18 protein-coding genes are annotated in these 22,809 nt (G+C 74.1%); 14 read left to right on the top strand and 4 right to left on the bottom strand.

Translation table 11 applies throughout. From position 1 onward, the window contains the following. Positions 1 to 42 precede the first annotated feature (42 nt). Together ABD140_RS31320 and ABD140_RS31315 are read right to left on the bottom strand one after the other, a co-directional pair. Positions 43 to 717 carry a uracil-DNA glycosylase gene (locus ABD140_RS31320; RefSeq protein WP_344244937.1) on the bottom strand — a complete coding sequence of 225 codons (675 nt, stop codon included), beginning with the start codon at positions 715 to 717 and terminating at the stop codon, positions 43 to 45. 46 nt (positions 718 to 763) lie between these two features. Then, entirely contained in the window at positions 764 to 2,302 is a 1,539-nt protein-coding gene (locus ABD140_RS31315; RefSeq protein WP_344244935.1) for an N-acyl-D-amino-acid deacylase family protein, read from the bottom strand. 142 nt (positions 2,303 to 2,444) lie between these two features. On the opposite strand from ABD140_RS31315, the gene ABD140_RS31310 reads away from it, so the two are divergent. The 13 genes from ABD140_RS31310 (at position 2,445) to ABD140_RS31250 (ending at position 17,666) form a co-directional block, all read left to right on the top strand. Beyond that, positions 2,445 to 3,770, top strand: a complete 1,326-nt coding sequence (locus ABD140_RS31310) for a serine hydrolase domain-containing protein (protein ID WP_344244933.1) — start codon at positions 2,445 to 2,447, stop codon at positions 3,768 to 3,770. After that, positions 3,760 to 4,851, top strand: a complete 1,092-nt coding sequence (locus tag ABD140_RS31305) for a M20 family metallopeptidase (protein ID WP_344244931.1) — start codon at positions 3,760 to 3,762, stop codon at positions 4,849 to 4,851. The genes ABD140_RS31310 and ABD140_RS31305 overlap by 11 nt, the downstream gene beginning before the upstream one ends. A gap of 91 nt (positions 4,852 to 4,942) precedes the next feature. Continuing rightward, on the top strand, positions 4,943 to 5,731 hold the full coding sequence (locus ABD140_RS31300) for a GNAT family N-acetyltransferase (RefSeq protein ID WP_344244930.1): 789 nt from the start codon (positions 4,943 to 4,945) through the stop codon (positions 5,729 to 5,731). After that, positions 5,728 to 6,831, top strand: coding sequence for an o-succinylbenzoate synthase (gene menC, locus ABD140_RS31295; protein ID WP_344244928.1), 1,104 nt, complete (start codon positions 5,728 to 5,730; stop codon positions 6,829 to 6,831). The genes ABD140_RS31300 and menC overlap by 4 nt, the downstream gene beginning before the upstream one ends. 34 nt (positions 6,832 to 6,865) lie before the next feature. Then, positions 6,866 to 8,488, top strand: a complete 1,623-nt coding sequence (locus tag ABD140_RS31290; RefSeq protein ID WP_344244926.1) for a helix-turn-helix domain-containing protein — start codon at positions 6,866 to 6,868, stop codon at positions 8,486 to 8,488. A 31-nt stretch (positions 8,489 to 8,519) separates the two neighbouring features. Beyond that, the gene (locus tag ABD140_RS31285; RefSeq protein ID WP_344244924.1) at positions 8,520 to 10,100 is read left to right on the top strand and encodes an ABC transporter substrate-binding protein; all 1,581 of its coding nucleotides are present in this window, start codon (positions 8,520 to 8,522) and stop codon (positions 10,098 to 10,100) included. A 3-nt stretch (positions 10,101 to 10,103) separates the two neighbouring features. Then, positions 10,104 to 11,039, top strand: a complete 936-nt coding sequence (locus ABD140_RS31280; protein WP_344244922.1) for an ABC transporter permease — start codon at positions 10,104 to 10,106, stop codon at positions 11,037 to 11,039. A gap of 19 nt (positions 11,040 to 11,058) precedes the next feature. Further along, a complete protein-coding gene (locus ABD140_RS31275) occupies positions 11,059 to 12,873 on the top strand; it encodes a dipeptide/oligopeptide/nickel ABC transporter permease/ATP-binding protein (protein ID WP_344244920.1) in 1,815 nt (604 codons plus the stop codon). Beyond that, on the top strand, positions 12,870 to 13,631 hold the full coding sequence (locus ABD140_RS31270; RefSeq protein ID WP_344244918.1) for an ABC transporter ATP-binding protein: 762 nt from the start codon (positions 12,870 to 12,872) through the stop codon (positions 13,629 to 13,631). The genes ABD140_RS31275 and ABD140_RS31270 overlap by 4 nt, the downstream gene beginning before the upstream one ends. A 10-nt stretch (positions 13,632 to 13,641) precedes the next feature. After that, positions 13,642 to 14,121 carry a helix-turn-helix transcriptional regulator gene (locus ABD140_RS31265; protein WP_344244916.1) on the top strand — a complete coding sequence of 160 codons (480 nt, stop codon included), beginning with the start codon at positions 13,642 to 13,644 and terminating at the stop codon, positions 14,119 to 14,121. 26 nt (positions 14,122 to 14,147) lie between these two features. Beyond that, complete coding sequence (pgeF, locus tag ABD140_RS31260; RefSeq protein ID WP_344244914.1) at positions 14,148 to 14,837, top strand: peptidoglycan editing factor PgeF; 690 nt, start codon at positions 14,148 to 14,150, stop codon at positions 14,835 to 14,837. A gap of 24 nt (positions 14,838 to 14,861) precedes the next feature. Beyond that, positions 14,862 to 15,710 (top strand): spermidine synthase, encoded by an 849-nt coding sequence (locus ABD140_RS31255; RefSeq protein WP_344244912.1) that lies wholly within the window; start codon positions 14,862 to 14,864, stop codon positions 15,708 to 15,710. Then, on the top strand, positions 15,711 to 17,666 hold the full coding sequence (locus ABD140_RS31250; RefSeq protein WP_344244910.1) for a CASTOR/POLLUX-related putative ion channel: 1,956 nt from the start codon (positions 15,711 to 15,713) through the stop codon (positions 17,664 to 17,666). It abuts the gene before it with no gap. Here the strand turns inward: ABD140_RS31250 and ABD140_RS31245 are convergent. Continuing rightward, on the bottom strand, positions 17,630 to 18,223 hold the full coding sequence (locus ABD140_RS31245) for a DinB family protein (protein WP_344244908.1): 594 nt from the start codon (positions 18,221 to 18,223) through the stop codon (positions 17,630 to 17,632). The two genes, ABD140_RS31250 and ABD140_RS31245, sit on opposite strands and share 37 nt — an antisense overlap. Before the next feature lie 33 nt (positions 18,224 to 18,256). Further along, positions 18,257 to 20,173 (bottom strand): PhoX family protein, encoded by a 1,917-nt coding sequence (locus ABD140_RS31240; protein WP_344244906.1) that lies wholly within the window; start codon positions 20,171 to 20,173, stop codon positions 18,257 to 18,259. Between the two features lie 178 nt (positions 20,174 to 20,351). On the opposite strand from ABD140_RS31240, the gene ABD140_RS31235 reads away from it, so the two are divergent. Continuing rightward, positions 20,352 to 22,778: a helix-turn-helix transcriptional regulator gene (locus ABD140_RS31235; RefSeq protein ID WP_344244904.1), complete on the top strand. Its 2,427-nt coding sequence runs from the start codon at positions 20,352 to 20,354 to the stop codon at positions 22,776 to 22,778. The last annotated feature ends 31 nt before the right edge of the window (positions 22,779 to 22,809 follow it).

Raw genomic sequence — 22,809 nt, 5'->3', positions numbered from 1 at the left:
AGAACCGATGAGAAAGCTCTCATCGGGCGGGTTCCCCGTCGGTCAGGGCAGGCGCCAGTCCACCGGCTGGGCGCCCTGCTGCTCCAGGTAGGCGTTGGCGCGGCTGAACGGCTTGGAGCCGAAGAAGCCGCGGTCGGCCGACATCGGGCTGGGGTGGGCGGAGGTGATGCAGGGGTAGTCGCCGAGCATCGGCCGCAGCGTCTGGGCGTCGCGGCCCCACAGGATCGCCACCAGCGGCGTGCCGCGCGCGGCCAGCGCCCGGATCGCCTGCTCGGTGACCTTCTCCCAGCCCTTGCCGCGGTGCGAGGCGGGCTTGCGGGGGGCGACGGTCAGGCACCTGTTGAGCAGCAGCACGCCCTGCCCGGTCCAGGGGCCGAGGTCGCCGTTGGCCGGGCCGGGCAGGCCGAGGTCCTGCATGTACTCGGAGTAGATGTTGATGAGGCTGGGCGGCAGCGGCCACACGTCCGGCGCCACCGAGAAGCTCAGGCCCACCGCGTGCCCCGGCGTCGGGTACGGGTCCTGGCCCACGATGAGCACCCGCACCTGGTCGAAGGGCTGCTGGAAGGCGCGCAGGACGTTCCTGCCCGCGGGGAGGTAGGTGCGCCCGGCGGCGAGCTCGCCGCGCAGGAAGTCGCCCATGGCGGCGATGTCCCCCGCGACGGGTTCCAGCGCCCGTGCCCAGCCTGCCTCGACGATCTCGTTCAACGGTCGTGCCATGGTCGTGAAGATTAGCGCCGCGGACCGACAGAAAAGATCCAAATGGTCAGGAGCGCAGGACCCTGCCCCGGCGCTCGCCGGTGAAGCCGCCGCCGTCGACGACCACGTGGCCCTCCAGCAGCACGTAGGGGATGCCGGTGGGCTGGAGGTCGGGGGAGGCGTAGGTGCCGGGGTGGCCGACGGTCGCGGGGTCGAAGCAGGTGATGTCGGCGTACGCGCCCTCGACCAGGACGCCGCGGCCGTGCAGGGCGAAGGGCGCGGCGTTGGCGGAGGTCATCTTGCGGACGGCCTCGGGGAGGTCGACGACGCCGGCCTCCCGGACGTAGGAGCCGAGGAACCGGGGGAAGCAGCCCCAGGTGCGGGGGTGCTCCAGGCCCGCCGGCATGCCGTTGTCGGAGCCGATGCCGATCAGGGGGTCGGCCATGATGGCGCGGACGTCGGGCTCGGCCATCATCGTGATGACCATGTAGGCGGCCGGGTCGGCGGCGATCAGCGCGCAGGCGGTCTCGAACGCCTCGCCGGGCAGTTCGGAGAGCCGGCGGCCGACGGCGGCCGGGTCGGTGTGGGTGACCACGAGCACGCCCTCGGGCGTGGTGTCGCGCCACATGCCGGTGCCGGTGAGGGGGACGGGGTCCTCGGCGGCGGCGCGCAGGGCGGCGACCTCGGCCGGGTCGGACAGCCGGGCGCGCAGCGCCTCGGGCCCGCCCTCCAGCGCGGCGGGCGGCAGCAGCGCCGACAGGGTGGTGGCCCCGGCCAGGTAGGGGTACTGGTCGCCGCGCACGTCGACGCCCTCCCGGCGGGCGGCGTGCAGCCTGTCCAGGAGCATGCCCGCGCGGCCGTGGTTGCGCGGCCCCGCGGTCTTGCAGTGCGAGACCTGGAGCCGGACCCGGGCGCGCCGGGCGATCTCGATCGCCTCGTCCAGGGCCTGGGCGAGCCCGGCGCCCTCGTCGCGCAGGTGCGTGGTGTACGGGCGGCCGTACCGGTGGGCGACCTTGGCCAGCGCGACGAGCTCCTCGGTGCCGCCGAAGGAGCCCGGCGGGTAGACCAGCCCGCTGGACAGCCCGCAGGCGCCGGCCTCGAACGACTCGGCGGCCAGCCGGCACATCTCCTCCAGCCCGCCGGGCGGCAGCCCGGCCTCCCAGCCCGCCGCGGCCAGGCGCAGGGTGGAGTGCCCGACGAGGGTGGCCATGTGGTTGGTGGGGCCCGCCTTCTCCATCTCGGCCAGGTGGTCGGCGAAGGACCCCGCGGCGACGGGAGCACCCGCGTACGCCGACATGATCTCGACGTGCTCGGCGGCGACCGGCCCGTAGGAGAAGCCGCAGTTGCCGTTGACCTCGGTGGTGACGCCCTGGAGCAGCTTGAACGGCTGCGGTTCGGCCAGCGCGGGCACCAGGTCGGAGTGGCAGTGCGGGTCGACGAACCCGGGCGCGACCGCCAGGCCGCTCACGTCGACGACGCGCCGCGCCGGGCCCAGCCCGCGCCCGACGGCGGTGATCCTGCCCCCGTCCACCGCGACGTCGGCGGTGGCCGCCGGGGATCCCAGGCCGTCGTGGACCTCGCCGCCGCGCAGCACCAGCTCATGCATGGCCGACCACGATAAGGGGCGGGCGCGGCGGACGGCCAGCAGGCGGAACTGACAAATCGGTAAGTAAGGATTGTCGGTTTTTCCGATGGGGGAATCCCGCGGTTTCTGGTTAGGGTGCCTGGACCCGGTGAGAGGAGTCCTTGTGAACTGGGGGGTACGGCTCGGTGAACTGGCCGCGGAGCACGGCGTCCCGGGGGCGTCGCTGGCGGTCTGGCACGCCGGGGAGCTCACCGAGCACGCCGCGGGCGTGCTGAACCTGGCGACGGGCGTCGCGGCGACACCGGACTCGCTGTTCCAGATCGGCTCGGTCACCAAGGTGTGGACCGCCACCCAGGTCATGCTGCTCGCCGAGCGCGGCGCCCTCACCCTGGACACCCCGGTGCGCGCGCTGCTGCCGGAGTTCGCGGTGGCCGACGAGGAGGCCTCCCGCACGGTGACGGTGCGCCACCTGCTCACCCACACCTCGGGCATCGACGGCGACCTCTTCCTCGACACCGGGCGCGGCGACGACTGCCTGGAGCGCTACGTCGCCGCCTGCGCCGACCTCGTCCAGCTCCACCCGCCCGGCGCCACCCAGTCGTACGTCAACGCCGCGTACTCGGTGCTCGGGCGGGTCATCGAACGCCTCACCGGCAAGGTCTGGGACGCCGCCCTGCGCGAGATGGTCATCGAGCCGCTCGGCCTCGCGCGCACCGTGACCCTGCCGGAGGAGGCGCTGCTGCACCGCGCGGCCGTGGGCCACCTGGGCGCGGGCGCGGACCTCCGCCCGACGCCCGTGTGGGGCCTGATGCGCCCCATCGGACCGGCGGGCCTGATCTGCGCCTCCGCCGCGGACGTCGTGCGCTTCGGCCGGGCCCACCTGGACTCCTCCCTGCTGAAGGACGAGTCCCGCGCGGCGATGCGCGTCCCGCAGGTGGAGGTGCCCAACCCGCACGGCCTCGGCGAGGCGTGGGGGCTGGGCTGGATCCTCGACACCTGGGACGGCGTCCGCGTGCTGTGGCACTCGGGCAGCACCATCGGCCAGCAGGCTGCCCTGTGGGTGATCCCCGAGCGCGGCATCGTGGCGGCGCTGCTGACCAACGGCGGGCACGACAGCGCCCTGCGCCAGGACGTCGCCCGCGAGCTGTTCGCCGACCTGGCGGGCCTGACCGTGCGCGCCCTCCCCGAACCACCGGCCGAGCCCGTGCCGATCGACCCGGCCCGCTACACCGGCCTTTACGAGCGCAAACACGTGCGGACGCTCATCACCGAACGGGACGGCGCCCTGCACGCGCGCGTGGAGGTGACCACGCCGGGCCTGGCCGAACTCGGTCCGCCGCTGGAGCTCTCGCTGGTGCCGGTGGACGAGACGACGTTCCTGGGCAGCGACGGCGACAACCCCGCGCGGGTCCCGTTCGTGTTCTTCACGTTGCCGGACGGCACACCGTATGTCCACTTCAGTGCGAGGGCCAATCCGCGTGTCTCCTGACCGTTTCGACCGGGCGGCGATGACGGCCGACCTGGCGGCCCTGGTGTGCGCCGAGTCCCCCAGCGGAGTGCCCGAGGCGCTGGCCCGCTGCCGTGCCGAGGTCGCCGCGGTGGGGGAGCGGCTGCTCGGCGCCGCCCCCACCGAGCACGGCGAGCACCTGCGCTGGGGCCCGGAGCGCCCGAAGGTGCTGGTGCTGGGCCACTACGACACGGTGTGGCCGGTGGGGACGCTGGCCCGCAAGCCGTTCGCGGTGGACGGCCACCGGGCGACCGGCCCCGGCTGCTTCGACATGAAGGCGGGCCTGGTCCAGGCGTTCCACGCGCTGTCCCTGGTGCGCGCGTCCGGCGGCCTGGACGGCGTCGGGCTGCTGGTGACCTCCGACGAGGAGACCGGCTCGGCCACCTCCCGCGACCTGATCGAGGAGACCGCGCGGGGCGCGACCGCGGTGCTGGTCGCCGAGCCCAGCGCGGGCGGGGCGCTCAAGACCTCCCGCAAGGGACTGGCCCGCTACGAGATGCGCATCACCGGCCGCGCCGCGCACACCGGCCTGGACCCCGAGAAGGGCGTCAACGCCGCCGTCGAGCTGGCCCACCAGATCCTGGCGGTCGCCGGGCAGGCGGCCCCGGAGCGCGGCACCACGGTGACGCCCTCGGTGGTGTCGGCGGGCACGACCGTCAACACCGTCCCCGACGCCGCACGGCTCGCGGTGGACGTGCGCGCCTTCCGCCGCGCGGAGCTGGAGCGCGTCCACCACTGGCTGGTGCACCGCCGCCCCGTGCTGCCGGGCGCGCGGCTGGAGGTGGAGGCGGGGCCTCGGCGTGGACCGCTCCAGCGCTCGGCCTCGTTCGGCCTGTTCCAGCGTGCCGTCACCCTCGCCGTCGAGCTGGGGCTGCCGCCGCTGCGCGAGGCCGCGGTGGGCGGGGGCTCGGACGGCAACCTCACCGCCGCCCTCGGCGTCCCCACGCTGGACGGCCTGGGCGCGGTCGGCGGCGGCGCGCACAGCGAGGACGAGTGGGTGGACCTGCGCTTCATGGCCGACCGGGCGGCGCTGCTGGCGGCGCTGGTCGCCCGGCTGCGCTGAGCCGCTCCCTGGCCGATCGCACGAAAGAACGCCGCCGGTTGGGGAAGTCCGACGATGAGTGCGGTGTCCCGGTTCGGGCAGGCTGATCGGTGTGAGGGACAACGGCGGCGACGGCCGGATCGAGATCAGGGAACTGGACGGCCGACCGGGGGCGGCGGAGCACCACCGGGCGGCCGCGTTGTTCGAGCGGATCTGGGGCGAGCCCCTGATGGAGGCGGGGCTGCTGCGGGCCCTGTCCCACGCGGGGAACTACGTCGCCGGGGCCTGGCGGGGCGAGGAGCTGGCCGGCGCCGCGGTGGCCTTCTTCACCGCGAAGGGCGAGCTGCACTCCCACATCGCCGGGGTGGCGCCCGAGGCGCGCGGCGCCGGGGTGGGCCGGCGGCTGAAGTCCCACCAGCGGGCCTGGGCGCTGGAGCGGGGCATCGGCACGGTGGTGTGGACGTTCGACCCCCTCGTCCGCCGCAACGCGCACTTCAACATGCACGTGCTCGGCGCGATGCCCGCCGCCTACCTGCCCGACTTCTACGGGATGATGCGGGACGAGCTGAACGACGCCTCCCCGTCCGACCGGCTCTACACCGTCTGGGACCTGCGCGCCTCCGCGCCGCCGTCGCCAGGGACGTCGGAGGAGCTGATCGGGCGGGGCGCCGCCGTCCTGCTGGAGCCCGGAGCCGAGCACCCCGCCGACCTCCCGCGGAAGGGCCGGCTGCTGGTGGCGGTCCCCGAGGACGTCGAAGGGCTGCGCGCCCGCTCTCCCCGGACGACCGCGCGGCTGCGCTTCGCGGTCAGGGAGGCGCTCATGTCGGCGATGGAGGCGGGGATGCGCGTCACCGGCATGACCCGGGACGGCTACTACGTGCTCGAAGGAGGCGCTTCTTGAGGATCGAAGGTGTGGAGCTGCGGTGGGTGGGGCTGCCGCTGGTCTCCCCGTTCCGCACGTCCTTCGGGACCGAGACCGACCGGGTGATCCTGCTCGTCCGGGTGGTCACCGACGTGGGCGAGGGCTGGGGCGAGTGCGTGGCGATGGCCGAGCCCGTCTACTCCTCGGAGTACGTCGACGGCGCCGCCCACGTGATCCGCGAGTTCCTGCTGCCGCTGGCCCACCCCGACCCGTGGCGGGCCGAGCAGGCGTTCCGGCCGGTGCGCGGGCATCCGATGGCCAAGGCCGCGCTGGAGGCGGCGATCCTGGACGCCTGGCTGCGCTCCCGCGGCGTGTCGTTCGGCGAGTTCCTCGGCGCGGTGCGCCCGGCCGTCCCCGCCGGGGTGTCGGTCGGCATCATGGACTCGGTGCCCGAGCTGCTGGCGGCGGTCGAGGGCTACCTCGCCGAGGGGTACCTGCGGATCAAGCTGAAGATCGAGCCCGGCTGGGACGAGGAGCCGGTGCGCGCGGTCCGCGAGCGCTTCCCCGACGTCCTGCTGCAGGCCGACGCCAACGCCGCCTACACGCTGCGGGACGCGCCGCGCCTGGCCCGGCTCGACCCGTTCGACCTGCTGCTGGTCGAGCAGCCGCTGCCCGAGGACGACATCGCCGGGCACGCCGAGCTGGCGCGGCGCCTGCGCACCCCGGTCTGCCTGGACGAGTCCATCACCTCCGCGCGGATCGCCGCCGACGCCATCGCCCGCGGCGCGACGTCCATCGTGAACGTCAAGCCGGGCCGGGTCGGCGGGTTCCTGGAGGCGCGCCGCGTGCACGACGTGTGCGCGGCGCACGGCGTGCCGGTGTGGTGCGGCGGGATGCTGGAGACGGGCGTGGGACGGGCCGCGAACGTGGCGCTGGCGGCGCTGCCGAACTTCACCCTGCCCGGCGACACCTCGGCGTCGGCGCGCTACTACCGCGAGGACGTCACCGAGCCGTTCGTCCTGGAGGACGGGCACCTGCGGGTGCCGGAGGGGCCGGGTCTGGGCGTGGTGCCCGACGCGGAGCGGCTGGCGGCCTTCACCCTGCGAAAGCAATACATACCCCTACATCTCGTGTCGTAGGAGAAAAACCACCTGAAGCTCTACGGTTGTCCTCATGGTGACCGGGCTGAAACGTGTTCTGGAGGACCTCGGCTCCACCGTCCTGGGCGCCGCGGCCCTGCCCGACGAGGTGAGCGCCGAGATCACCGGCGTGCACATCTACGACCCGCTCGACGAGCTGCCCGCGGTCTCCGGCGGGCTGCTGCTGGGCGTCGGCGTCGAAGGCGAGGACCGCATCAGCGCGCTGCTGGGCGAGCTGGGCGAACGCGGCGCCGCCGGGCTGGTCGTCAAGGCGCTCGGCGACCCCGGGCCCGCGCTGCGGGCCAGGGTCCGCCAGACCGGGGTGGCGCTGCTCGGGCTCACCCGCGCCGCCTCCTGGGCGCAGATCGCCTCGCTGCTGCGCTCGCTCCTGTCCGAAGGCGAGGTCGGCGACACCGAGAACGAGACGGACCTGTTCGCCGTCGCCAACGCCGTCTGCGAGCTCCTCGACGCGCCCGTCACCATCGAGGACCGCTCGTCGCGGGTGCTGGCCTACTCGGTGCGCCAGGAGGAGGCCGACGAGTACCGCGTCGAGACCATCCTCGGCCGGCAGGTGCCCGAGCGGTTCGTCCGGCTGTACGAGGAGATGGGGTTCTTCCGGCGGCTCTACCAGAGCAGGGAGCCCCTCCACCTGGCCGTGGAGGGCATGCTGCCGCGGGTGGCGATCGCGGTGCGCGCCGGCGACGAGATCCTCGGCTCGCTGTGGGCCACCGTCCGCGAGCCGCTCAGCGCGCAGCGCGAGGCGGCCTTCGCCGACGCCGCCAAGATCGTCGCCCTGCACCTGCTGCGCCAGCGGGCCGGCTCCGACGCCCAGCGCAGGCTGCGCACCGAGCTGCTGGCCACCGTCCTGGCCGGGGGGCGCCAGGCGGCCGAGGCCGCGGCGCGGCTCGACCTGGCCACCGACCGGGTGTGCGTGCTGGCCGCCCAGCTCAGCGGGCCCGCCGAAGGCCCGAACGCGCGCGCCGAGAGCGAACGGCAGCGCTTCTGCGACGCGCTCGCCCTGCACATCGGGGCGATCCACCCGCGCGCCGCGGCGGCCCTGGTCGGCGGCGTCGCCTACGCGGTGCTGCCGCTGAACGGCGCGGGCTCGCGCGCCCGGCAGGTCGCCGAGGACTTCCTCGCCCGCATCGGCGCGCGGCACGCCGCCAACATCGGCATCGGCCGGCTCACCGAGTCGACCACCGGCATCGCCCACTCCCGCGCCGACGCCGACCGCGCGCTGCGGGTCCTGCAGTCGCGGGGCGCCACCGGGGCCGCGGTGGAGTTCCGCGACGTGCACTTCGAGTCGCTGCTGCTGCAGCTCGGCGACCTGGCGGCCAGCCAGGAGCAGCCGCCCTCGGGACCGTACGAGCGGCTCGTCGAGCACGACCGCGTCCACGGCTCGGGCCTGCTGCCGACCCTGGCCGCCTACCTGGAGTGCTTCGGCAACATCAACGAGGCGGCGGCGTCCGTCCAGGTGCACCCCAACACCTTCCGGTACCGGCTGCGGCGGCTCGGCGAGATCGCGGGGCTGGACCTGGGCGACCACGACGCGCGGCTGGCGATGATGCTGCAGCTCCGGTTGTACGGCTCGACAACAGAGGGCTCCCGGCTTGGAAGATCCGATGATGCCCCGGTGAGCCGCCGTCCGCGAAGGTAAAGGATCTCCTCCGGCCCCCGGGAGTTTCAGCATGAAGAAGGCCCTGGCAGTCGCCGTCGCGGTCGCGCTCACCGCGACCGCGTGCGGCTCCGAAGAGAAGGACGACGCACCGCAGTTCGCGGAGCGCGGCACCTTCACCTATGCGATCCCCGCCGATCCGGGCGAGCTCGACCCGGCCAACGCGGTGCTCGGCGCGACCAACACGGTGCTCGCCTTCGCCTACGACACCCTGGTGCACTCCGACGCCGACGGGAAGATCGTCTCGGGTCTCGCCGAGAAGTGGCAGGCGCAGGCCGACAAGGTGACCTTCACCCTCCGCAAGGGGGTGACCTGCGCCGACAAGTCGCCCGTCACGCCGCAGACCGTCGCGGACTCGATGAACTACCTCTCGGATCCCAAGAACAAGGCGACGCTGCTCGGCGTGCTCATCCCCGCCGGGATGAGCGCCACCGCCGACGAGGCCGCCGGCACCGTCACCCTCGCCACCAAGGACCCCAACCCGTTCCTGCTGGAGTCGATGACGGCGGTCTACGTCGTGTGCGGTGAAGGGCTCAAGGACCGCTCGGTCCTCAAGACGAAGACCTCCGGGTCCGGCCCGTACCCGTTGTTCGAGTCGGTGGCCAACGACCACTACGTCTTCAAGGCGCGGGAGGACTACGCCTGGGGGGCGGACGGCGCGAAGTACGAGCCGTCGATGCCCGCCGTCGTCGACCTCAAGGTCGTCAAGGACGAGTCCACCGCGGCGAACATGATCACCACCGGCGGCCTCAACGGCGCCCAGTTCACCGGCGCCGACCGCAAGCGCGTCGAGGCCGTCCCGGGCATCCGCAAGGGCTCGGCGCCCGACGGCATCGGCGAGTTCTTCTTCCACCAGGGCGAAGGCCGCGCCGCCGCCGACCCCGCGGTGCGCAAGGCGCTCGTCCAGTCCCTCGACCTGAACGAGCTGCGCACCATCGCCTCGGGCGGCAACGGCGAGGCCGCCACCCACCTCACCTCGCTCGCGCCCGACCCGTGCCGGGGCGACAGCGTCACCGGCAACCTGCCGCAGTCCGATCCGGCGGCCGCCGCGACGGCGCTCGACGGAGCGGGCTGGCAGGCCGGGACGGACGGCGCCCGCGCCAAGGACGGCAAGCCGCTGAAGCTGCGGATCGCCTACCAGACCTCCGCCGGCCCCGGTGTCCAGGCGGGCATGGAGTACGTCGCGCAGAAGTGGAAGGCGCTCGGCGTCGAGACCGAGCTCGTCGGCTCGGCGGACGCCAAGTACTCCGACTCGCTGTTCAAGAACGGCGACTGGGACATGGCGTGGGTGCCGCTCGGGCTGAGCCTGCCCACCCAGCTCGTGGGCTACCTGTCCGGCCCCGGCCCGGACGCGCAGGGCTCGAACTTCGCCCACATCGCCAACACCACGTACGACGACCTCGCCGCAGCCGCGGCCAAGCAGGTCGGCGCCGCCGGGTGCGGGCAGTGGACGAACGCCGAGGCCGCCCTGGTCAAGAACGTGGACGTCGTCCCCGTCGTGCGGCCCACCCAGCTCGTCGCCTCCAAGGGCGCGATGGTGGAGGTCATCGGCGGCGTCGTGCGGCCCACCTCGATCCGGATGCTGAAGAACTGACCGATGTTCCTGCTGCGGCGCGCGACCCGGTTCGCGCTCTCCCTGGTGCTGGTGGTGCTGGCGTCCTTCGCCATGCTCCACCTCATCCCGGGCGACCCGGTGCGCGCCGCGCTCGGCCCCACCGCCCCGCGCGAGGCGGTCGAGCAGCGCCGCGCCGAGCTGGGCCTGGACCGGCCCTGGCCGGAGCAGCTGCGGACCTACCTGGGGAAGGTGGCCACCGGTGACTTCGGGGAGTCCTTCCTGTCCCGGCAGCCCGCCGGCCAGGTCGTCGCCGACCGCTTCCCCGCCACCGTCCAGCTCGTCGTCGTGACCGTGGCGCTGGCGCTGCTGGTCGCGGTGCCGCTCGGCATGGCGATGGCGGCCCGCACCCACGGCGGGCGGGGGCGGCGCTCGGAGCTGGCCTTCACCTCGGTGACCGGCGGGCTCTCGGTGATCCCGGAGTTCCTGCTGGCCGTCGCGATGATCGCGCTGTTCGGGGTGGTGCTGCGCTGGCTGCCGGTGGCCGGCAAGGACGGCGCCGCCTCGTTCGTCATGCCGGTGCTGGCATTGGCGGCGGGGCCGACCGCGCTGCTGGCCCGGCTGGTGCGCATGGAGACGCTGCGGGAGCTGTCGTCGGACTACGTGCGACTCGCCCGCGCCAAACGGCTCCCCGCCGTGCGGCTGTACCTGGTGCACCTGCTGCCCAACTCGCTCACCGCCACCCTCACCACGGGCGGGCTGGTGCTGACGTCGCTGCTGGGCGGCTCGGTGGTCGTCGAGTACGTCTTCCAGTGGCCGGGCCTGGGCGGCACGACGGTCGAGGCGATCGCGGGCAAGGACTACGCGCTCGCCCAGGCCGCGATCCTGGTCTACGGGGCGGTCTCGCTGACCGTCGTGTTCCTGGTGGACCTGGCTCTGGGCCTGCTGGACCCGCGCTCCCGCCCGCGGATGCTGGGCTGAGGGGGGCGCGATGAGCCGGATGAGGACGCCCTCCGCGCTGGCGGGCCTGCTCCTGGTGCTGGTCACCCTGGTCCTCGCGGTGATCGGCCCCTGGCTGTGGGGCGCGGAGGCCGAGCGGTTCGACCCCCTGCACACCCTCCAGGGGCACAGCCCCGAACACCCCCTGGGCACCGACGACGGCGGGCGCGACCTGCTCGCCCGCACCCTGGCCGCGACACGGCAGAGCGTGTGGCTGGCGGTGCTGGCCACCCTCATCACCACCGCCGCGGGCGTCCCGCTCGGCGCGCTGCCGTCCGTGCTGGGGCCCAGGGCCGCCCGGTTCACCTCCGGGCTCATCGACTCGCTGGTGGCCTTCCCGGTGCTCCTGCTGGCCATGTTCGCCGCGCTCCTCGCGGGGGCGGGCGCACGCGGCGCGGTGGTCGGCATCGGCGTGGCCGCGGTACCGGGCCTGGCCCGGCTCACCCGGACCCTCGCCGACACCGTGGCCGCCAGCGACTACGTGGCGGCCGCCCGCGTCCTGGGCGCGGGGCGGTCCGCCATCCTGGTGCGGCACGTGCTGCCCAACATCGCCGAACCGCTCATCCTCACCATCACCGCCAACCTCGGCTACGCGCTGCTGGGCCTGGCCACGCTGTCCCTGCTGGGGCTGGGCGTCCAGCCGCCGGACTACGACTGGGGGCGGCTGCTGCACGACACGCTGCCCCGGGTCTACGTGGACCCGGAGGTCGTGGCGGGGCCCGCGCTGGCCGTCGCGCTCGCCGGCACCGGCTTCGCGCTGCTCGGCGAGTCGCTGGCCCGCGCCTCCGCCCGCGTCCCCGTCGCACCCGTCGCACCCTCCGCGCCCTCGGCGCCGCGAGGAGAGTCCCGCACCGTACTTCCCCCCGGGTGCGGGCCTCTCCCCGAGGCGCCGGAGGCCGTGCTGGAGGTACGGGACCTGACCGTCTCGTTCGGCGGCGTGACGCCCGTACGGGAGGTGTCCTTCTCGGTCGCGCCCGGCGAGCTCGTCGGGATCGTGGGGGAGTCGGGCAGCGGCAAGAGCCTCACCGCGCTGGCCGTCGGCGGCCTGGTGCCCCACCCGGGCACGGTGGCGGGCCGGGTCCTGCTGGGCGGCCGCCCCCTGGCGGAGCTGACGCGGCGCGAGCTGGGCACCCGGCTGGCCATGGTCTTCCAGGATCCGATGGCCGCGCTGAACCCGGCGCTGCGCGTCGGCTCCCAGCTCGCCGAGGTGGCGACCGCGCACCTGGGCGCCTCCCGCGGGCAGGCGCGGAAGCGGGCGGTGGAGCGGCTCGGCCGGGTCCGGCTGCCCGACCCCGAGGCGCAGGCGCGCCGGTACCCGCACGAGTTCAGCGGCGGCATGCGGCAGCGCGCGGTCATCGCCATGGGGCTGATGGGCGAGCCCGAGCTCATCGTCGCGGACGAGCCGACGACGGCCCTGGACGTCACCGTGCAGAAACGCGTCCTGGAGCTGCTCGCGGAGGTCAACGAGACGACGGGCGCGGCCGGCCTGCTGATCTCCCACGACCTCGCGGTGGTCTCGCAGCACTGCGGCAGGGTCCTGGTGATGTACGCGGGCCGGATCGTGGAGGAGCTGCCCTCCTCGGAGCTGCGCCGTGCCCGCCACCCCTACACGCGGGCGCTGGTCGCCGCGTCCCCCGACCTGGAGACCGACCGCTCCCGGCCGCTGGCCACGATCCCGGGCCGCCAGCCCGCGTCCGCGGAGGTCCCCGCCGGGTGCGCGTTCGCGCCCCGCTGCGCCCGCGCCCTGGAGCGCTGCCGCACCGACCGCCCCGAGCCGGTGGACGGGCTCGCCTGCTGGAACCCGGAGACCGCATGAAGGGCGCAGAGGGCGCGGAAGGCGCGTCGGGCGCGGAAGGCGCGCTGCTGGAGGTCCGCGGCCTCAACGTGCGCTACGGGGGCTTCCACGCCGTCCGCGATGTGTCCTTCACGATCGGGGAGGGGGAGATCCTCGGGCTGGTGGGGGAGTCCGGCTCGGGCAAGTCGAGCGTGGCCCGCGCCCTGACCGGCCTGGCGCCGCGCACCGGCACCGTCGCGGGGCCGGGGCCGCGCGGGGTCCAGCTCGTCTTCCAGGACCCCTACGCCTCGCTCGACCCCCGGATGCGGGTCGGCCGGTCCGTGGCCGAGGGCCTGCCCCGCGGGGTGGGCCGCCGGGAGCGTCCGGCCGAGGTGGCGCGGCTGCTGGAGCTCGTCCGGCTCGACCCGGAGACCGCGCGGCGGTACCCGAGGGAGCTGTCGGGCGGGCAGCGCCAGCGGGTGGCGGTGGCGCGGGCGCTGGGGGCGCGGCCGCGGCTGCTGATCGCCGACGAGGTGACCTCCGCGCTGGACGTGTCGGTGCAGGGGGCGATCCTCAACCTGGTGCGGGAGCTGCGCGCGGAGCTGGGCCTGGCGGTGCTCTTCGTCTCGCACGACCTGGCGGTCGTCCGGTACGTCTGCGACCGGATCGCGGTGCTGCGCGAGGGGCGGATCGTGGAGGAGGGACCGGTGGGCCGGGTGATCGAAAATCCGGCGGACGACTACACGAAATCCCTGCTAGAAGCCGTTCCGCGCCTTCGATTATTCGAACATCTGTGCTAAAATCTGAGGTATGGACACGCTGACTCTCCCGGGTACGGAGACCATGGAACTGTCCGCCGCAGAACTCGCCGCCCTCGCCCTCTCGCTGGCCCATCTCGGTGCCGGCCCCCAGGCCGTCACCGCCCGCCGCGCGCTGGCCCACCTCGTCCCGGCCGGGACGCGGGCCCGCTCGCTGGCCACCCTCCTGGACCCCCTCGACGCCGATACCGCGCGCCGCGCCCGCCTCCTGGCCCAGGCGATCACCGAACGCCGCGTCGTGCGCGTCCTGTACGCCGACGAGCGCGGCAAGGTCTCCCGCCGCGAGGTGGAGCCGGTCACCACCCTCGTCCACGGCGACCACTGGTACCTGGTCGGCTGGTGCCGGCTGCGCCGCGGCATCCGCGCCTTCCGCCTCGACCGCATCATGGCGGTGGAGCCCACCGACATCCAGGCGCGTCCGCACCGCGCCGACGGCTTCCTGCCCTTCCAGGGACGGCGTGCGGCCGCCTGAGCCACCCGTGCGGCAAGATGGGGTGCATGATTCTGGCGGACGGCGTGCGGGCGGTCTTCACCGACCGCATCGGCGGGTTCAGCACAGGCCCCTATGACAGCCGCAACCTCGGCCTGGGCGTCGGGGACGCATCCGAGACGGTGCTGCGCAACAGGGCCAGGACCGAGGCGGAGCTGGGGGTCGAGGGCGCGGTCTACATGCGCCAGATCCACAGCGCGAACGTCGTGGAGGCCGACGGCCGGACCGCGGACGTGCCGGACGCGGACGCGGTCCTCACCGACCGGCCGAACCTGGCCCTGGCCGCGCTGGGCGCCGACTGCCCCGCCGTGCTCGTCGCCGACGCCGGCGCGGGCCTGGTCGGGGCCGCGCACTCCGGACGGGCGGGCACCCTGCTGGGCGTGGTGCCCGCCCTCGTCGCGCGGCTGCGCGACCGGGGCGCCGGGGATCTGGTGGCCGCGGTCGGCCCGGCCATCTGCGGCCGCTGCTACGAGGTGCCCGAGTCCATGCGGGACACCGCGCCCGAGCCGATGCGCTCCACCACGAGCTGGGGCACGCCCGCGCTGGACCTGCGGGCCGCGATCGCGGCGCAGCTCGACGAGCTGGGCGTCAAGGCGCTGCACGACGACCGCTGCACCCTGGAGACCCCGGAGCTGTACTCCTACCGGCGGGACGGCGTCACCGGACGGTTCGCGGGTTATGTCTGGCTGTCCCGATAAAGATCTCTGACTACGCTTGTCCCCATGAAACGCGGGGAGAAGCCGTTTCCCGGACGTTATCCCGTGGCGCAGGGCGAGGCCGAGCTGCTGCGCGACGCCGACCGGGACAACGGCTGGGTGATCAGCGTCCGGGGGGTGCCGCAGTCCTACCTGGACCTGGACGATCCCACCCATCTGGACTTCGAGTACATGCGGCTGCTCGGCGACGTCGTGGACCGGCTGAAGCCCGGACCGCTGGACGCCCTCCACATCGGGGGAGCCGGCTGCACCCTGGCCCGGTACGTCGCCGCCACCCGGCCCGGCTCCCGGCAGATCGTCTACGAGCTGGACGAGCTCCTCGTCCGGCTCGTCCGCGAGCACTTCCCGCTCAAGGCGGTCCGCGGGCTGAAGGTCCGCGTGGGCGACGGCAGGCAGGGCCTGGCGTCCCTGCCGGACGCCTCCGACGACCTGCTCGTGCTGGACGCCTTCTCCGGCGCCGAGATGCCGGTCGCGCTCGCCTCCGCGGAGTTCACCGCCGAGGCCGCCCGGGTGCTGCGCGACGACGGCGTCTACCTCGCCAACGTGGCGGACGGCGGCGGCCTCGGCTTCGCCCGCCGGCTCGCCGCCACCCTCGCCGAGTCCTTCCCCCACGTCCTGCTGCTGGGCGAGCCGGGCGTCCTGCGCGGGCGCCGCTTCGGCAACCTGGTCCTGGCCGCCTCCCGCGCCCCGCTGCCGGTCGCCGAGCTCACCCGCGTCAGCGCCGGCCGTCCCCTGCCCGCCCGCTGCATGGACACCGCCGAACTGGCCAGGTTCAGCGCCGGCCACCGGCCGATCCGCGACGGCGACCGCGTCGCCGCCCCCGTCCCCCCGCCCGCCGTCTTCGGGCGGAGCTGAATGGGCAGGCCGAGCTGGCGCGAGCGCTGGCGGTACTGGTTCGACAACACCATGGCGCGGGGCACGCCCGCGCTGATCGGCTGGCTGGGGCTGGCCTCGGCCGTCCTGGTCCTGGTCGTGGCGACCCTCGCCGAGCTGCTGGCGCCCCGGGACTCCGACGAGAACGGGCGCTGGCCCGGCCTGGTCTGGCGGAGCCTCCTGCGCACCCTGGACCCCGGCACCATGGGCGACGACACCGGCACCGCGCCCTTCCTGGGGCTGATGCTCACCTCCACCGTCGGCGGGATCTTCATCGTCAGCGCGCTGATCGGCGTGCTGACCAACGGCCTCAACAACAAGATCGCCGAGCTGCGCAAGGGCAGGTCCCGCATCATCGAGCAGGACCACACCGTGCTCCTGGGCTGGTCGGAGCAGGTGTTCACGGTGCTGGCCGAGCTGGCCGAGGCCAACCAGAGCCGCCGCCGCTCCTGCGTGGTGGTCCTCGCCGACCTCGACAAGGTCGAGATGGAGGACCTGATCCGGGCGCGGGTCGGCGACCTCGGCCGCACCCGGGTGGTGTGCCGGCACGGCAACCCGCTCAAGGTCGTCGACCTGGAGCTGGTCAGCCTGGACACCGCCCGCTCGGTCATGGTGCTCTCCCCGCCGGAGGAGGACCCCGACATCTACGTGGTCAAGGTCCTGCTCTCCCTGGGCAACCGCAACTGGGACCGGCCCGGCTCGCGCCCCCACATCGTCGCCGCCGTCCAGGACCCCTCGAACCTGCCCGCCGCCCGCCTGGCCGCCGGGCCGTCCGCCCGGGTGATCGACGCCGACGACGTCGCCATCCGCCTGGTCGTGCAGGCGCACCGCCAGTCCGGCCTGTCCACGGTCTACACCGACCTGCTGGACTTCAAGGGGCACGAGTTCTACCTCAAGCCCGAGCCCGCGCTGGCCGGCACGACCTTCGGCGAGGCGCTGTGCGCCTACGAGCTGGGCGTCCCCGTCGGCCTGCGCCACCCCAACGGCCACGTGGCGCTCAACCCGCCGATGGACACCGTGCTCACCGGCGAGGAGGAGGTCATCGTGCTGGCCGAGGACGACGTCCTCATCAAGCTGGCGCGGCACCGCCCGCAGATCCTGCGGGAGGCGATCGCCGAGCCGCCCCCGCCGCACCCCGAGCCGCCGCCGGAGCGCACCCTGATCCTCGGCTGGAACGGCCGCGGCGCCCAGATGGTCACCATGCTCGACGAGTTCGTCAGGTCCGGATCCGTCGCCGACCTCGCCGCCCGCTGCCCCGACCCGCGCGGCGAACTGGGCCCGCTGGAGAACCTCACCGTCGGCTACACCCGCTGCGACCCCACCGACCGCGAGCAGCTGGACGAGCTGGACGTCGCCTCCTACCAGAAGGTCATCGTGCTGGCCGACGCGGACGCCGACCCCGACCACGCGGACGCCCGCACCCTGATCACCCTGCTGCACCTGCGCGACATCGAGGAGCGCCAGGGCGTGGAGTACTCCATCGTCAGCGAGATCCACGACGACGCCAACCGGGAGATCGCCCAGGTCACCCGCGCCGACGACTTCGTCGTCAGCGAACGCCTGATCAGCCTCCTGCTCACCCAGCTCAGCGAGAACCGCCACATCTACGAGGTGTTCCACGACCTCCTGGACCACCGGGGCTCAGAGATCTACCTCAAACCCGCCGTCGACTACCTGCTCCCCGACGCCCCCGCGAACTTCGCCACCCTCCTGGAAGCCGGCCGAGGCCGCGGCGAGGCGGTCATCGGCTACCGCCTCCACGCCGCCTTCCACCGCGCCCCCCACTACGGCGTGGTCCTGAACCCCGACAAGACCACCCCCCTGACCCTGGGCGCCGACGACCTGGTGATCGTCATCGCCGACGCCGGCGGCGGCGCCAAGCCCCACCCGGACGAGGACCTTCAGGACCGCGCGGCCTCGGCCGCGAGCTCCTCCTGACCGGTCTCCGCGGACTCGGCGCCCGTCGCGGGGGCGCCGGTCTGGACGTCCCACCAGTGGTGGACCGGGTCGTGGAGGAAGTAGCGGGCGAAGGTCTCGACGGTGAAGGAGGCGCCGTCGCTTCGGCGGCCCGGGCGGTGCCACTGGGGGCCTTCGACCCGGGCGAACGCGGCGGCCAGTTCTTGGGCGCAGGCCAGGAGCTCGTCGGCCACGTCGACGGGGTCCTGTTCGGCGTAGCGCTCTTCTATGGCGGTGGCGTCCTGGTCCCAGTTGGGGTAGAGGGGGTCGTCCTGCTCCAGCATCAGGCGGAGGCGGTGGTGGTAGACGCGGCAGGTGTCGCGGACGTGCGCCGCGTACTCCAGAGGCGACCACTTCTCGGGAGCGGGACGGAGGGCGTGCTCGCCAGGGCCGCGCAACAGGGAGTGCCACCGCGCGGCGTTCTCCAGCAGCAGGCCGCTCACCCTCTCCAAGGGGACGGCCGCCGCCTCGAAACCGCAGTCGTGGCACTCCCTGTCCAGAACCCAGGTCCAGTCCTTGGTGTCAGGGGTGATGCTCACCCCGGCAGCCTAACGGAAGGGACCGGCGCCGTGTCAGGTGCCGATTCTGCCGCCGTCCTTCCTGGTGATGACGACGGTGGCGGAGCGGGGGCGGCCGGCGGGGTCGAAGTCGGGCCAGTTGGAGACGGCGCGGGGGTCGTCGACGGTGGGCTCGCCCCAGGCGGGGGTGGACTCGCCGGGGTGCTGGACGTTGACGAAGAGGGAGCGGCCGTCGGGGGCGAAGGTCAGGCCGGTGACCTCGGCGCCGCGGGGGGCGACGAGGAAGCGCCGGATCTCCCTGGTCTCGGGGTCGCAGGCCAGCAGCATGTTGTTGCCGATGTTGTCGTAGCCCTTGGAGGCGAGGTTCTGCGAGGAGTTGGAGATGTCCGTCTGGATCCAGAGGCGGCCGTCGGCGTCGAAGCCGATGCCGTCGGGGGAGCCGTGGACGGCCTCCGGGCCGAGCTTGACGGTCTTGTCGTAGGCGGGGTCGCCGGAGAGGACGAAGACCTCCCACTTGAAGGACAGGGCGGTGTTGTCGCCGCCCTTCTCGGCCCAGCGGAGGATGTGGCCGTAGGGGTTGGGCTTGCGCGGGCCGGCCTTGCCGCCGTTGCCGGAGCCGTTGGTCAGGGTGAGGAAGACGTCCTTGTTCTTCGGGTCGACCGCGACCCACTCGGGGCGGTCCAGCTTGGTGGCGCCGACGGCGTCGGCGGCGGTGCGGGTGCGGATGAGGACGTCCGCCTGGTCCTTCCAGCCGTTGGCCTCGGTCAGCGCGCCCTGCCCGAAGACGAGCGGAAGCCACACGCCCGAGCCGTCGTCGTCGAACTTCGCCACGTACAGGGTGCCGTGGTCCAGCGGGCTCCGGCCGCGCCGGATCCAGTCGCGCCAGCGGCCCTGGCCGACGAACTTGTAGACGTACTCGCCGTCCTGGTCGTCACCGGAGTAGACCACGACGCGGCCCTTGGACTCGGTGACGGTCGCGCCCTCGTGCTTGAAGCGGCCCAGGGCGGTGCGCTTGACCGGGGCGGACCGGGGGGCGAAAGGGTCGATCTCCACGACCCACCCGAACCGGTTGACCTCCTTGCGGTTCTTCGCCAGGTCGAAGCGCTCGTCGGCCTCGTGCCAGCGGTAGGGGGTGCCGGCGGCGGCCACGCCGTACCGCTTCTCCTCGGCGCTGGGCGTCCAGGAGGCGTCCTCGGTGCCGAAGTAGGTGTTCCAGTTCTCCTCGCAGGTGATGTAGGTGCCCCACGGGGTGTGGCCGCTGGAGCAGTTGTTCAGCGTGCCCTTGGGGTCTCCGGCGGCGCGCAGCTCCGGGTGGGCGGCGGAGACCGGGCCGGAGAACCGCACGGGGGTGGAGCCGGTGACGCGGCGGTTGAAGGGGGAGTCGACCTGCTCCCACGCGCCGCTCGCGCGGTCGCGCCGGATCTTCACGACGCTGACGCCGTGCGCGGCGAGCGCCTTGTCGACCTTCTCCTTGGTGAGGACCTCGTCGCCGTCGGCGTAGAGCCCTCGGGTGTCGACGTACTCGTGGTTCAGCGCGAGGAGGCCCGCGTCCCTGGTCAGCGGGAACAGGTGCATGCCGTCGTGGTTGGAGCCGATCTGCCGCGCCTGGTCGGCGGCGGAGTTGGAGGCGTCCTTCTTCCACCGGGGGCCATGGGAGTTCAGCGGCGTGCCCCAGGGGATGAGCACCTGGGCGGAGTAGCCCTCGGGGACGACGACGGCGTCGGCGGTCCCGGCGGGCACGGCCTTGAAGCCGAGGAGGCCCTTGCCGTGGTCCGGCCTGCCGGGCTTGCGGCCCCGCGGTTCGGCGGCGACGGCGGAGGCGGCCGGGCCCGTGGTCAGGAAACCCGCGGCGGCGGCGACGGTGCCGCCCTTGATGATCGCGCGGCGGGACAGGACGTCCTGGATGTGCCGGTTGGCGGAGGGGTTCGACGCGATGTCGTCCGGGTCGACGCCGACGTTGACGCGGGTCATGGTGCAACCTCGTGTTTCACAGGTTCGTGGTGGGCTGACCGTGAGCCTGCCGAGGTGAGATGGCGGACCCGCGAAGGCCGGATGAACGGCGGGGGAAGTGCCGGTCACCTCGTCACGGAATGTCTTGGACCACCGGGAGAACCTCTTTGTCCGAGAAGGCTGTGTAGCGTCCTGTCCCATGTCACACGGGTGGGACACGGCGCGCGAGCGCCTCGGGGAGATGCTGGACGCGGCCGGCCGCGGGATGAGCTCCGCGCTGGTCCTGCGCGGGGGGCCGGGCACGGGCAAGACCGCGCTGCTGGACCGGGCCGCCGCCCGGGACGTCCGCGCGGTGCGCGTCCAGGGCGTGGAGTTCGAGCCGGAACTGCCGTTCACGGGGCTGGGCAGGCTGGTCCTGCCGGTGCGCGACCGGCTCGGCGGGCTGCCCGCCCTCCCGCGCCGCGCGCTGGAGAGGGCGCTGGGCAGGACGGGAGGGGAGGAGCGCTCGTCCCTCGTGACGGCGGTCCTGGCCCTGCTGGCGGATCTCGCCGAGGACGCGCCCCTGGCGTGCCTCGTCGACGACGCGCAGTGGCTGGACCGGGCCTCGGCGGAGGTGCTGCTGCGGGCGGCGCGCGGGCTCGGAGCCGAGGGCGTGGTGCTGCTGTTCGCCGTGCGGGACGGCGCCCTGGCCGACCACGGCCTGCCGGAGCTGCGCCTGGAGGCGCCCGCGTCTTCGGCCGGGCGCGCCGTCCGGGAGGAGGCGGCGGACCTGCCCGAGGCGGCCCGCGGGATGCTGCTGCTCGCCGCGATCGAGGCCACGGGAGACCTGGACGTCCTGACACGCGCGTCGGGAGCGGAGGCGGACGCGCTCGCGCCCGCCGAGGAGGCCGGGATGATCGAGATCACCGGCGGGAGGGTGTGCTTCCCCCGCCCGTCGGTGCGGGCCGCCGTCCACGGGGAGGCGTCGCCCGAGCAGCGGGCCGCGGCGCACCGGGCGCTGGCCGTGGCGCTCGACGGGCCGGAGAACGCCGACCGCAGGGCCTGGCACCGGGCCGCCGCCGCGACGGAGCCCGCCGAAGAGCTCGCGACGGGTCTGGAGGACGCGGCGGAGCGGGCGAGGCACCGGGACGGGCACTGGGCCGCGTCCGTCGCCTACACCAGGGCCGCCGAGCTGAGCGAGACGGAGCCGGGCCGGGCGCGCCGGCTGCTGCTGGCCGCGCGGCGAGCGCTGGCGGCGGGACGGCCGGAGCACGCGGCCGAGCAGGCGGAAGCCGCGGCGAAGCTGCGGAACGACCCGCGTTTCGGTGTCCGCGCGGCCTGGGCCGAAGGCCGGGCCCGGCACCGGATGGGCGACTTCCGAGCCGCGTACGAGCGCTGCACCGAGCGGGTCGAACCGGACGTCGAACTCCCCGACCGCATGCTCATCCACGCCTTCCACAGCGCCTGGCACCTGGACGTCCCCGCGCTGAAGGCGGTCGCCGCGCGCCTGGAGCCGCTGGAGGACCCGGTCGCCGAGCAGCAGGCGAACATCATGGGCAAGCGGATCCCCGCCTTCGCGGACTCCCTCGTCGAGGGCGAGCCGCACGGCCTGATCCGGATGTGCGGGCCCGCGCTCACCGCCGGATACGACCTGCCGGTCCGGGACGCCATGACCCGCGCCACCGACCAGCTGTGCGTTCAGGATCCGCTCGGCCCTCCGGCCGCGTCGTTCTTCTTCCTGGCGGTGGCGGAGCTCTTCCTGGGCGGGCACCTGGAGGCCGCGGCGATCCTGGAGGACGCGTTCCGGGTGGCGCGGGACGCCGGTGAGCCGCTGTGGAACAGCAGGCTGCTCGCCGTCCGGGCCGTCCTGGCGGCGCTGGAAGGCCGAGAAGAAGAGTGCAGAACGCTGGTCGAAGCCGCACGGGAGGCCGCTGCTCCCGGTGCCGTTCCCGCCGGTCAGGCCTGGACGCACTGGGCGCTGGGGCTGCTCGAACTCGGCCTGAACCGACCGGAAGCAGCCCTGGAACACCTCGCGATCCTGCAGGAGGAGCCCTTCGCCCACCACGTATGCGCGGTGCGCAGCATCCCGGATCTGGTGGAGGCGGCCGTCCAGGCGGGTTCTCCCGAAACGGCGGCCCGGCCCTACACCGCCTTCGTCCGGTGGCGGGAGCGGTACTACGTGCCCTGGGCGTGGCCGCTGGTCCACCGCTGCGGGGCCCTGATGACGGGGGAGGGCAAGTACTACGCCGGAGCCCTGGTCCCGCAGACCCGCCCGTTCGAACGCGCCCGCACCGAACTGCTCTACGGCGAGTGGCTGTGCGGGGAGGGCCGTGAAGCCGAGGGCGGAGAACACCTGGGCCTCGCCCTGGAGGCGTTCGAGGGGCTGCGCGCCGCCCCCTGGTCGTCCCGCGCCCGCACCGCCCTGGAGGCCGCCGGACTTCCCGTGCCCCGCCCGGAGCTCCCGCCCGCCGCGCTCCTGACCCCGCGCGAGCTGCGCGTCTGCCGGATGGCGGCCCGCGGCCTGTCCGACCGGGACATCGCCTCCCGGCTCCTCCTCAGCCCCCGGACCGTCGCCCGCCACCTGTACCGGGCCTACCCGAAACTCGCCGTCTCCGGCCGGGGCGGCCTGGCCTCACTGGACCTGTGAGCCGATGCAACGCCGGGACCGGGCGCACCCG

The sequence above is a fragment of the Actinocorallia libanotica genome (genome assembly GCF_039525175.1).
GTDB lineage: Bacteria > Actinomycetota > Actinomycetes > Streptosporangiales > Streptosporangiaceae > Actinocorallia > Actinocorallia libanotica.
The sequence above is the reverse complement of the archived record's forward strand: the minus strand, read 5'-3'. Positions and strand labels throughout refer to the sequence as shown.

Bases quoted from the DNA above. Each gene is read 5' to 3' on its own strand.
- ABD140_RS31290 (WP_344244926.1), top strand. From the start codon at position 6,866: ATGGTGACCGGGCTGAAACGTGTTCTGGAGGACCTCGGCTCCACCGTC.
- ABD140_RS31235 (WP_344244904.1), top strand. From the start codon at position 20,352: ATGTCACACGGGTGGGACACGGCGCGCGAGCGCCTCGGGGAGATGCTG.
- ABD140_RS31265 (WP_344244916.1), top strand. From the start codon at position 13,642: ATGGACACGCTGACTCTCCCGGGTACGGAGACCATGGAACTGTCCGCC.
- ABD140_RS31285 (WP_344244924.1), top strand. From the start codon at position 8,520: ATGAAGAAGGCCCTGGCAGTCGCCGTCGCGGTCGCGCTCACCGCGACC.
- ABD140_RS31315 (WP_344244935.1), bottom strand. From the start codon at position 2,302: ATGCATGAGCTGGTGCTGCGCGGCGGCGAGGTCCACGACGGCCTGGGA.
- ABD140_RS31280 (WP_344244922.1), top strand. From the start codon at position 10,104: ATGTTCCTGCTGCGGCGCGCGACCCGGTTCGCGCTCTCCCTGGTGCTG.
- ABD140_RS31240 (WP_344244906.1), bottom strand. From the start codon at position 20,173: ATGACCCGCGTCAACGTCGGCGTCGACCCGGACGACATCGCGTCGAAC.
- ABD140_RS31275 (WP_344244920.1), top strand. From the start codon at position 11,059: ATGAGGACGCCCTCCGCGCTGGCGGGCCTGCTCCTGGTGCTGGTCACC.
- ABD140_RS31320 (WP_344244937.1), bottom strand. From the start codon at position 717: ATGGCACGACCGTTGAACGAGATCGTCGAGGCAGGCTGGGCACGGGCG.
- ABD140_RS31270 (WP_344244918.1), top strand. From the start codon at position 12,870: ATGAAGGGCGCAGAGGGCGCGGAAGGCGCGTCGGGCGCGGAAGGCGCG.
- pgeF (WP_344244914.1), top strand. From the start codon at position 14,148: ATGATTCTGGCGGACGGCGTGCGGGCGGTCTTCACCGACCGCATCGGC.
- ABD140_RS31250 (WP_344244910.1), top strand. From the start codon at position 15,711: ATGGGCAGGCCGAGCTGGCGCGAGCGCTGGCGGTACTGGTTCGACAAC.
- ABD140_RS31255 (WP_344244912.1), top strand. From the start codon at position 14,862: ATGAAACGCGGGGAGAAGCCGTTTCCCGGACGTTATCCCGTGGCGCAG.